The organism is Campylobacter concisus, from assembly GCF_902460895.1.
GTDB lineage: Bacteria > Campylobacterota > Campylobacteria > Campylobacterales > Campylobacteraceae > Campylobacter_A > Campylobacter_A concisus_BC.
Map to the genome: position 1 here is coordinate 1 of NZ_CABPVL010000008.1, position 10,025 is coordinate 10,025.

The window sequence follows — 10,025 nt, forward strand, 5'->3', positions numbered from 1 at the left end:
ATATAAACATTTGCCTTTAAATCATATATAATAAGATAATTTGAAAATTGAGCATTGAAGTGAATAATGAAACTAATATGATTTTGACCTTTTCTAGCGATATAAGGGCGATAAGAGATAGTCTTGGCGTGCTGATAAAACTACTAGATGCTCTAAAAAAGAGCATGGTGGGTGCGGTTTTAGACTATGTGAAGATAAGGAGTTTTGATGAGGTATGCCGAGCTTAGAGTGAAATTTGAGCCGTCACAAAAGCCGCCATTTTTTATCGGCTCGCAGGTGCGAGGAGCCTTTGGGTATGCGCTAAAAAGCGTAAGCTGTATAAATCACGCCCATAAGTGCGATGAGTGCTTTGCAAATGAGAGCTGTTTATACTACGACTTTTATGAGAAGAAAAATAGCTACCATAGATATAGGCTGGACTTTAAGTTAGGGGCTAAAGTGTATGACTTTGGCATAGTTTTACTAGAGAGTGCGTGTGAAAAACTACCATATATCACCTCTGCGGCATATATGATGCTAAAGAAATATGGACTTGGTAAAGATAGGGTTAGGTATGAGAAATTTGATATGTTTGTAAATGGTGAGGCGTGCTTGGCGGAGGATAAAATAAGCCTGCCTAAAGAGTATATAAGAGAATTTAGCTTTGATGGTGACGTGGGCGATGTCAGGGTCAAATTTATAACTCCGCTTAGGATAAAAAAAGATAATGTTTTTTTAAAAAATGACAATATAAGTCTAAAAGAGATACTAAACTCCATTTACCAAAGAAGGCTTGGCCTCTTTGGACAAGCTCACGAGGCGCTAGAGTGCGAGATAAGGGGTGAGATAACCAAAAAAGACCTAAAATACGTGGAGCTAACTAGGCGTAGCAATAGACAAAACACTACTATGAATTTTGGCGGCTTGACGGGGTCTTTAGAGATGAGGGGCATTAGCAAAGAGTGTATGGAGCTACTAAAGCTAGGCGAGATAATAGGCGTAGGCAAGCAGACTGTTTTTGGACTAGGGAAAATAGAAACGGAGGATATGAATGAGCAAATTTAGCAGTTATTTTAGCGACGGGTTTGTCTCTTTGGAGCAAGGATCTAAGAGTATAGATGAGATATTGCAAGATAGGATGTTTTTAATAGGCGGAGACTTTTATGGGATACAAAAATTTATATTTGATAATCTAGGCTCAAAAAACGCAGCCAAAGTACTAAGAGCAAAGTCTGCATTCTGCGAGCTTTTTATGATGGTCTTAGCTAAATTTATCTGCCAAAAACTGGGCATAGATGAAAAATGTATCTTATCATGCACGGCTGGTAAATTTGAGATACTATCCCCCAAATTTGATGAAGCTGCTTTTAAAGAGATAAAAGGCGTTATAAATGCTTATTTTATAAAAAATTTCTTTGGCGTTAGCGGTGTTAGCCTATCTTGCGTGGAGTGCGAAAGGGCTGACTTTACGGAGCCTAAGCGATATAAAGAGCTAAGGGATAAGATCAGCAAGGCTGTGGAGCTAGAGAAATTTAAAAAGTTAAATTTAAAAGAGCAAGAACCGGTGCTTTCATACGACAAGGGCATAACAAATCAAACTCTTTGCAGGATCTGCAATATAAGAAAGATAGCTCACGACAAAGATAAATGCGAAATTTGTGCCGCCTTTGTACGTCTTGGCGAAAAGCTAGCTGGCGATAGTAAGAAGATAAATAGCAAAGATATAGGCATAGACTTTATGGATGTGGATCTTGAGATAAGTGAAAATATAAGATCATACGTCGCTAAAAATGCGGGCAGCATAGTGGATTTTGAAGATCTGGCTAAAAAATCGTGCGGAGATAATGCGATCGCCGTGATAAAAGCTGACGTAGATAATATGGGAAATTTCATAAAACATAGCGATGTTACGCAAAACTTTGCAAATTTTGACACCTTTTCAAAGGGGATAAATAACTTTTTTTCTTTATATGTGCCAAGAAAGATGAAAGAGAAATTTGAAAATAGCTACACGGTCTTTGCGGGTGGAGATGATCTGCTGATAGTTGGTAGCTATGACCAGATGATAGAGCTCGCCGTTTTTGTAAGGCAAGAGTTTATGAAATTTATAAAAACAAAAGATCTAAGTATCTCTTTTGGCATCGTTTTAGCAAAACCATCTACGCCTATAAGCTTTCTAGCGCAAACTAGCGAAAAGTGGCTGGAGAGCTCAAAAGAGATGAGTGGAAAAGATGCGATCAGCATCTTTGGAGAGACTGCTAAGTGGGATAGCTATCTAAATGTCAGAAGTCAAATTTTAGATGAATTTACTAAATTTAATATAGACAATACGGCGTTTTTATATAGACTGCTTGAGCTTTGCGAGATGAGTAAAAAAGTATGTGAGGATGTGAAAAATACGATGTGGAAGTCAAAGCTAAGCTATAGCTTTACTAGAAATATGCAAGGTGGTGGTGAGATGAACGAGCTGCTTCTTATGCTAAATAATGTGATAGAAAACAATCCAAAGGAGAGTAAGATGGCTATTTGTGAATACATATATAAAAGGAGAGAACGATGAGTGGATACAATAGAAGTGGTGGTGGCAACTATAATGCCGGCAATAAACCGCAAGCTGACTTTTTACCGCCTATAGTTTTGGACTACAAGAAAAATCCAAATTTGTTTGATGAAACAGCAAAGATCGTCGCTGATCTAGTCTCTGCTAGAACAAAAGCTACTCAGATAAGAGCATTTTATGACTATATAATCGAGCTAGAGCAAAAGTCAAATAGTGAAGACTTCAGCGAAGTTTTGCCATTTGTAAAGATGCTAAATTCAAAAGCGGCTTACTCTAAGTCAAGAAAATGCTCAAGCGATGAATTTGTCGAGATGATAAATAAATGTGTGGCTCAGGTAAAGACAAAAGATGATCTAAGGGTATTTAAACTCTTTTTTGAGGCCGTTATAGGCTTTGCTAAAAAATAAGGAGAGAATATGAAAATTTTAACTTTAAAGGGACAAATAGAGCTTTTAAGCGGACTTCATATAGGTGGCGGCGATGATACTATGAAGATAGGTGGCATAGACTCGCAGGTGATAAAAGATATAAACACAAGTAAGCCTTACATCCCTGGAAGCTCGCTAAAAGGTAAAATGAGAAGCTTACTAGAGTGGAATAATAGGCTAGTTGGATATGGTGAAGGAGAGGTCTTTAACTCTAAAATTTTAGAAAAAGTACCAGAGCCAGATAAAAAAGCGGCGCAAAATTTACTAAAAATTTTTGGCGATAAAGAGAATAAATTTGGCATTACTAGGATAAGTGTTGGGGATTGTTTGTTATCTAAAGAGTGCGAAGGGCTAAAACTAAGCGAAGCAAAATATGAAAACGTGATCAATAGAGAAAGCGGAACTGCCGAGCATCCTCGCCAGATCGAGCGTGTGCCAGCTGGAGTGAAATTTGACCTTGTTATTAGACTAAAAGTTTTTGATGAAAAAGAGCCTTATAACGACAACGAAAACGAGCTAAAAGAGATGGTTGATAGCGGACTTAAGCTAATACAAAACGACTATCTAGGCGGTAGCGGCTCAAGAGGTTACGGAAGGGTTGAATTTAAAAATTTAAGGTGGGAATAATGACACTTTGTAAAACTACCATAACACCCAAGTCAAATTTCACAACGCCTCTAAAGGGTGATACTTTGTTTGGACAAATTTGCTGGGCGATCAGATATAGGCTTGGAGAAGATAGGCTAAATGAGCTACTAAGTGACTATGACAAAAAGCCATTTTTGATAGTATCTGATGGCTTTGCTAGTGGATATCTGCCAAAGCCTAGCATGCCAAGTCATCTTTTGGGCGAAAATTTGGAGCTAAAAAAAGAAAATAGGAAAAAAATTTGGCTTAGCATGGAGGATCTGCAAGGTGGAAATTTCAAAAATGCTAAAACAAGTGACGAGGCTGGCTATGAACTAACAAAAAACGCAACGATAAAAAACTCCATAAACTACCATACGTTTACGACCGATGAGAGCGGTAAATTTGCGCCTTATGCTTTAATGGAGATGAAATTTAGCAAGCAAGATATCTACTTTTTGCTAGATGATAAATTTAAACTTGACGAACTAGAAAAAGTGCTTGAAGTTGTATCTAAAAGTGGATATGGCAAGAGAGCTAGCATAGGCAAAGGAGCGTTTGAGTACAGAGCGTTTGAGAAGGTGTCTGTAAAAAAGAACTCAAATGCCTTTATGACGCTTAGTCCAGTCGTGATAGATGATGAAAATTTAAAAGAATTTTACTATGAGCCATTTACTAGATTTGGCAAACATGGTGGAGGGCTTGCAAGCACAAATCCTTTTAAAAGCCCACTCCTAATGGCAGATAGCGGTAGCGTGGTGATATATGATGAAATTTGCGAAAAAGAGTATATAGGAAAGGCTATAAGCGGACACTCTACAAACGCAAACACAGTGCACCAAGGATATAGCATACTAATAGCTACGGAGATAAAAAATGCACAATGAAACTAAAAACTATAAGATCAAACTAAACCCTATAAGCCCTATACATATAGGTACTGGAGAGGCCTATGAGCCTATGAACTACGTCATAGATAGAGGCGCGGATGATAAATACTATATGTATGTTTTTGATGAATTTGAGTTTTTTAAAAAACTTGACGATAAGTTTAAAGATGAATTTATGAAAATAGCCTCAGACACTACTAGTGATGGCATATTGAAGCTGCAAAAATTTATAAAAGAGAAGAGTTCTTTGGCAAAAAAGGTCTCTTACTACAAAATGCAGGCACTAAAAAACATCGCAGAAGACTATAATGACAAAATAGGCAAGGTAGTTCAAAGAGAAGGTGGCGGTAAAAAAGTTATAAACCAACTAGTGGTCGAAAAGACACTTATATCTCCAAATTTAAAAAAAGCCATAATCCCAGGAAGCTCACTAAAAGGCGCTATAGCTACAGCTTTTGGTGAAATGCTTTATAAAAAGAGTAAAAGCTATGATACAAAAGAGTATTTTGGTGATTTTCTAGTGGCTGATAGTGAGGTGATAGAGTCACATACTTTTGCTTCTGTTGCTACAAATATAAAAAGAAATAGGGCCTCAAGAGACCAAAATGCAAGTCAAGGCATACCAGTAAGATATGAGGCAATAAATTCAAAAAGTGAATTTAAAACAACATTTACGATAAAAAATAATAAATTTGGCATAGACGAGCTAATAAAAGCTTGCAACTCTCACTATATGCCGATATTTGCCTCTCAGTTTAGCTATGAAACGGACGAATTTACACGCGAAGGACTATCTGATAAATTTATTGAGAAATACGAGCATTTAAAACTTGAGGATAATCAATTTTTATTGAGAGTTGGAAAGCATAGTGGTGCAAGAGCCGTTACGGTAGATGGCGCGAGAAGGATAAAAATAATGAGAGGCAGGGAAAAACCATCTATCCAAGAGGAGGAGACCACAGCTTGGCTTATCAATAAACAGCCGTTTGGTTGGCTACTTTGTGAAATTTTAGAAGAGGATTGATCTTTTAAAAACAATGCAACCTAGTTTTTAATGCAGTCAGAGCTAAAAAGTTTTGAGTAGAACTATATCCACTTTCTCAAAAAGAGTTAAGCCATAGTGATGAAAATTTGATAGATATTTTAAGTGATGATATAGACTATTTGGTGCTAAAAAAAGATGATAACGACGGCTTATCTGAAAAGATCATAAACAGCGGGCTATTCAGAGATCGCAAAGATAATCTTGGAGAAATCAAAAATATCTTTGGTTAGCTCATATTTTAACAACACCCTAAAAATTTTTGCTACTGGTGCCTAGATGATGATATGTTTGCATTGCCGTTTGGATTTATAGGGTGAGAGATGGCTAATAATTTGGCTTCTATAATAGCTTACGATAATCTACCTTCTCAAACCATCATATCCTAACTTTACATTTTGCTCTTTGCCCTCTATCTCATTTGATTGTTGTGTTGATTGCTCCACCCCAAAGTCCTTATCAAGTCCTTGATTATATAGCTCTTGCTTTATTATTTTTAGTGAATCAAATGATATATGATCCTCTGCTAGACATATCTTATCTGTTTTATAATGCTCCTTTAGATTATTAAAACCTTGCATATCTTGCCAATCTTTCATATATGTTTTTATATTATAAATTAAGCCTTTATAGTTAATCTTAGCTATATCTGATAGATATTTTTTAAAGTTTTCGGTTCTATTTATAAAAGCTAAATAGTATCTATTTATATCTAGATGGTTATCGATATCTTTTACGAAGCCTTCATATTCATTTTTTGTAATACTTAGCTTTTGAATGAGATCATCATCATAAAATCCAGTTTTTATCTTTCTGGCTGCTTCATAAAATTTATCTCTAATATAGATATATGGAGTATAGTGTCTATTTTGACTAAAAGAATAGGCTGTATTTTCTTCTGACAAGTATAGATATCTACTGTTATTATTAAAAAGTATTTGATAATCTTTATATTTTTTAACCATAGTACTCTCGTCAAAGTATTCTATTAACTCTTTTATTGGAATCTTTGATGATATAGCCTGATAGCTTGCTCTTTTAATATGCAAGTTGCTATCTTTTGGTTCATGGCTAAGCTCATATTTTCTTTGATTTTGTAAATCTTCATATATGGCTCTAATATCCATATTATTAATGTCTGTTTTTAGGCTGGCATCTTCAATGGCTCTTGTATTATCAAAAGTTTTTCCACTAATGCTTATAACTTCAGATCCTGGCACTGGAGTGTAGTGAAATTTACTAGGATGCAAGCTGGAGTTATTTACTATGTTATATAACCCAAGCTCTCTTGTTATCTCTTTTATGTATTCATTATATTCATTTAAGCTTGGAGCATCTGTTGTGGGTATGATGAGTTTAAATTTCTCTACTTTTGCGTCTAGCGCTTGATAGGTGGTTGGGTATATGAAGCCTTTTATTCCTTTACTTTGTAGTAAATTTTGAGCATTATTTGCACTAAATTTAGAGTTATCTATATCATATATAAGCGTAGGAGTTATGCCATCAATACTGCTAGCTTCTTTACTTTTATCTTTAAAACTTGCCACTGATATAGCTGAATAGTTTTTAAGTATTGGTTTTAGGTTGTATGGCTCTATTTGTATCGTTTTCCAGCTATTTAGCACTTGAGTTTTTGGCTCTTGATTTTGTATGTTAAAGTCACTACTTACACTTAATGTTATCTTTGGCTCATTTTTATTAGCTTGAAGCTCTATAAGCATTTGCTCTAGCTCATTAACTACGTGAAACAACGCTCCTTTTCTGCCATTGTAGACTATCTTACACATTAGATCAGTTAGATTATAAGTTCCATTAAAACCATCCACTCTTACTTTATATTTGTCATTTACCATTTCAGGTTTTGCAGTGATGTTAAATTTTGCATTGATCATAGGCAAAAATTCTCTTATATCCACTGCATTAAGCCTCTTTGCTCTATCATAATAGTCTTTTTTGAAACTCTCATCTTCTTCTATCATTCTTAACAGATAATCAGCTGTAGAATTTTTAGCGTCAGCTAGCAGCTCTTCAACACTTATATTTTGCTCTTTTGTATTAGCTTTTGGCTCGATCACCACATCTGTTTCTATCTTTATCCGTGTATCTTTTTCTTTGCCTTTCTTAACCTTTTGTGCTGCACTTTTAAAGCTTTCATATTGTTTTTTTAGTTGGTCTTCATCCATACTTAAAGGCTCTATATTATTTAATCCATACTTGTTAGATAAGATGTCATTAACTACTCTTTTAAATTTCTCTGCTGATTTAGCCATAATAGCTTTTACTTGTTGCTTGGCTGCACCTTTTGTATATATAACTCCACCAGTTTTTACGCTATGAGTAAATTTCATATTTTCAAAAGAGACTATTAGATGAATATGAGGCTCTCTTTTTAGTGGTTCACCGTTTTTATGTTTCTTGTTTAATGTTCTATTTTCTAGCGCCCCTTCTGGACGAGGAATATATGGTTCTTCTTTGATTATAGGCAAATGAGCTTCAGCATAAAAAAGTAGCTCATCTATGTCGTGATTTGGGAAAGTTAGCCTTAAAAAGTCCATTATAAACTCATATATATTGCCACTTTCATATAGTCTGCTCCACTCCTCTGAAGTAAATGACAAGGATATATGATAGTAGTTATATTTTTTGTTCTTTTTCTTTATCTGGTGCTTTTCAGACATCTCTATAAGATCTAAATTTCCAGCCAGTGGCAATCTATCATCTTTTTCATCTCTAGTTAGCTTTGAATCTCTTTTCTTGCCAGTTTTTAGATAATCAGCTACGCCTTTTTCTCCCTTTGAGATCTTAACTATCATAGTTATTCCTTATTAGGCTTAAAATTTCAGTTAGGACTGATTGAACTTTGTACAATTCTTCTTGTGTTTGCAGTATCGTTTTTAAATCTATATTGCCACTAGTCTTATAAGCTATATTTAGTTTCTTTGCCATTTGATTGATATTGTTAAAAGGTCTAGCAAAATATGTAATGATTGTTGGATATAGCTCTTTCTTTTTTATGGATTCAGAATTTATAGTGCCATTATCTATAAGATAGGAAATGATTTCTGATCTTGATATTTTTAGTTCTCTAGTCATATCAGATAATTTGCTATTTTGCTGAGAAGTGATCCTTATAGAGAGCACCTTATCCTTGATATTTTTTGGCATATGATATCCTTTCATAAAATGTGATAGCGAGATGAAGCGTTTTAACGCTTCTTATATCTCGCATTGTAGCCCTCGGCAGAGCAAGATTATACAAGGTATGAAAACGAAGTGTCATACATTGTATGTGTCTTGCTATTAGAAAAATTTGCTTACTACTGAACATTGCTGTCGCCATTTTTGTTTAGCCATTTAGTAAAATCCTCTCTAGCTTTTTGACCATCTTGATTGTAAATATGGATGATAAAGCCTTGAAGGTTGGACACGTTATTAAGTGCTTTATCTAGGCTGCTTTGTAGTGCAGATTTGGCTTCATTTGTCTTATGGCTATCATAAAACAAGTAGCCGAGAAAGAAGATCGCTTCTATAAATACAAAGGCAATTAATGCAGATACTATCTTCTTCATCAAAGAGCTAAAAGATGAGTTGATCTTCGATATAGTTTTGTCTGCACCTTTTAGAGTATTTTTAAAGTTGTTTTGAATCTCTTCTGTCGCGTTCATAAGTTCAGCACCTCCTTGCTCTATAAGCTCTATTTTTTCTTTAAAACTTTTATCAAAGCTATCTGTGGCTTGATTAAAAAGTTCAATATTATTTCTAATATTTTCACTAGCCTTATTGCCCATTTCAATATGTTCTTGCAGGGCAATTACGGCGTTTGCCGTAATTGCTGTATCGCTACTCTTGATTGTTAGTGCCATTGCTTAGCTCCTCATCTTCTTTTTTGTTTTCGTTGGGTACGAGAATATGATATGCATCAGAGGATTGATTGGCATTTGTTGCCTCATACTCTTTCCTCCATTTGGAAAACTCCTTATTTGATAGCTTTACGCTAAAACTTTTTTCGATTAGTAACTTGCACTCTTTGAGTGTTGCTTGTTGTGGAAACAATACTTCAATACATGCTTGTCTAATCTCCTCTTTTTTCTTATTCTTTCTAATGGTTTTTAAATCATTTAAAAGTGTATTTTTGCTTGCCATATTTTCCTCCTATGGCTTTTAAAATTTTACAAAGACAGCAATAGCCATCTCACCAAATTGGCATACCTATAGTGTGCCCATTGCTTTCATATAGTAATTGTTGATAAGGTTTTTATTTAAGTAGTTTGAAAGTAGATAACGATTACAATAGGAGTCCCAACAACCTATCGTAAGGGTTATCTTTTTCAAACATTTAAAAGAAATCCTTACTCTTAATTGATTTTAGTCATCTTAACCTCCTTTAAGTTAAAATTTTTTAAATTTGCGTGTATTATAAGATATTTTGGTGGCTAGGTTGTTTAAAGTGGTAAAAAATTTTTGACTTTTATTTCAGAAGCACGATATATCAGGGTATT

The 10,025-nt window shown here is 34.8% G+C and carries 12 protein-coding genes; 8 read left to right on the forward strand and 4 right to left on the reverse strand.

Annotated elements, in window-relative coordinates; genetic code table 11:
* Positions 1–59 precede the first annotated feature (59 nt).
* The 8 genes from F3G98_RS10555 to F3G98_RS09775 all read left to right on the forward strand — a co-directional run bounded on the left by F3G98_RS10555 (position 60) and on the right by F3G98_RS09775 (position 5,759).
* Positions 60–227, forward strand: coding sequence for a hypothetical protein (locus F3G98_RS10555; protein WP_159071310.1), 168 nt, complete (start codon positions 60–62; stop codon positions 225–227).
* A complete protein-coding gene (gene cas6, locus F3G98_RS09745; protein ID WP_103608001.1) occupies positions 208–1,044 on the forward strand; it encodes a CRISPR system precrRNA processing endoribonuclease RAMP protein Cas6 in 837 nt (278 codons plus the stop codon). Before F3G98_RS10555 ends, cas6 begins: the two co-directional genes overlap by 20 nt.
* The gene (gene cas10, locus F3G98_RS09750) at positions 1,031–2,539 is read left to right on the forward strand and encodes a type III-A CRISPR-associated protein Cas10/Csm1 (protein WP_103608000.1); all 1,509 of its coding nucleotides are present in this window, start codon (positions 1,031–1,033) and stop codon (positions 2,537–2,539) included. Before cas6 ends, cas10 begins: the two co-directional genes overlap by 14 nt.
* Complete coding sequence (gene csm2 / locus F3G98_RS09755) at positions 2,536–2,946, forward strand: type III-A CRISPR-associated protein Csm2 (protein ID WP_103607999.1); 411 nt, start codon at positions 2,536–2,538, stop codon at positions 2,944–2,946. The genes cas10 and csm2 overlap by 4 nt, the downstream gene beginning before the upstream one ends.
* 9 nt (positions 2,947–2,955) lie before the next feature.
* The gene (csm3, locus tag F3G98_RS09760) at positions 2,956–3,594 is read left to right on the forward strand and encodes a type III-A CRISPR-associated RAMP protein Csm3 (protein ID WP_103607998.1); all 639 of its coding nucleotides are present in this window, start codon (positions 2,956–2,958) and stop codon (positions 3,592–3,594) included.
* Entirely contained in the window at positions 3,594–4,481 is an 888-nt protein-coding gene (gene csm4, locus F3G98_RS09765) for a type III-A CRISPR-associated RAMP protein Csm4 (protein ID WP_103607997.1), read from the forward strand. The genes csm3 and csm4 overlap by 1 nt, the downstream gene beginning before the upstream one ends.
* Entirely contained in the window at positions 4,471–5,508 is a 1,038-nt protein-coding gene (gene csm5, locus F3G98_RS09770; RefSeq protein ID WP_103607996.1) for a type III-A CRISPR-associated RAMP protein Csm5, read from the forward strand. The genes csm4 and csm5 overlap by 11 nt, the downstream gene beginning before the upstream one ends.
* A 107-nt stretch (positions 5,509–5,615) precedes the next feature.
* Positions 5,616–5,759 (forward strand): hypothetical protein, encoded by a 144-nt coding sequence (locus tag F3G98_RS09775; RefSeq protein ID WP_223231349.1) that lies wholly within the window; start codon positions 5,616–5,618, stop codon positions 5,757–5,759.
* 129 nt (positions 5,760–5,888) lie between these two features.
* Here F3G98_RS09775 and F3G98_RS09780 read toward each other — a convergent pair whose 3' ends face one another.
* From F3G98_RS09780 to F3G98_RS09795, 4 genes are all read right to left on the reverse strand, one after another.
* The gene (locus tag F3G98_RS09780; RefSeq protein ID WP_223231350.1) at positions 5,889–8,237 is read right to left on the reverse strand and encodes an aminotransferase; all 2,349 of its coding nucleotides are present in this window, start codon (positions 8,235–8,237) and stop codon (positions 5,889–5,891) included.
* A gap of 91 nt (positions 8,238–8,328) precedes the next feature.
* Positions 8,329–8,691, reverse strand: coding sequence for an NUMOD1 domain-containing DNA-binding protein (locus F3G98_RS09785; protein WP_103607994.1), 363 nt, complete (start codon positions 8,689–8,691; stop codon positions 8,329–8,331).
* A gap of 152 nt (positions 8,692–8,843) precedes the next feature.
* Entirely contained in the window at positions 8,844–9,389 is a 546-nt protein-coding gene (locus tag F3G98_RS09790; protein WP_103607993.1) for a hypothetical protein, read from the reverse strand.
* The gene (locus F3G98_RS09795; RefSeq protein ID WP_012001271.1) at positions 9,367–9,669 is read right to left on the reverse strand and encodes a hypothetical protein; all 303 of its coding nucleotides are present in this window, start codon (positions 9,667–9,669) and stop codon (positions 9,367–9,369) included. Before F3G98_RS09795 ends, F3G98_RS09790 begins: the two co-directional genes overlap by 23 nt.
* Positions 9,670–10,025 lie beyond the last annotated feature (356 nt).

Coding starts and splice junctions, on each gene's coding strand:
- cas6 (WP_103608001.1), top strand. CDS start 208: ATGAGGTATGCCGAGCTTAGAGTGAAATTTGAGCCGTCACAAAAGCCG.
- cas10 (WP_103608000.1), top strand. CDS start 1,031: ATGAGCAAATTTAGCAGTTATTTTAGCGACGGGTTTGTCTCTTTGGAG.
- csm2 (WP_103607999.1), top strand. CDS start 2,536: ATGAGTGGATACAATAGAAGTGGTGGTGGCAACTATAATGCCGGCAAT.
- csm3 (WP_103607998.1), top strand. CDS start 2,956: ATGAAAATTTTAACTTTAAAGGGACAAATAGAGCTTTTAAGCGGACTT.
- csm4 (WP_103607997.1), top strand. CDS start 3,594: ATGACACTTTGTAAAACTACCATAACACCCAAGTCAAATTTCACAACG.
- csm5 (WP_103607996.1), top strand. CDS start 4,471: ATGCACAATGAAACTAAAAACTATAAGATCAAACTAAACCCTATAAGC.
- F3G98_RS09785 (WP_103607994.1), bottom strand. CDS start 8,691: ATGCCAAAAAATATCAAGGATAAGGTGCTCTCTATAAGGATCACTTCT.
- F3G98_RS09790 (WP_103607993.1), bottom strand. CDS start 9,389: ATGGCACTAACAATCAAGAGTAGCGATACAGCAATTACGGCAAACGCC.
- F3G98_RS09795 (WP_012001271.1), bottom strand. CDS start 9,669: ATGGCAAGCAAAAATACACTTTTAAATGATTTAAAAACCATTAGAAAG.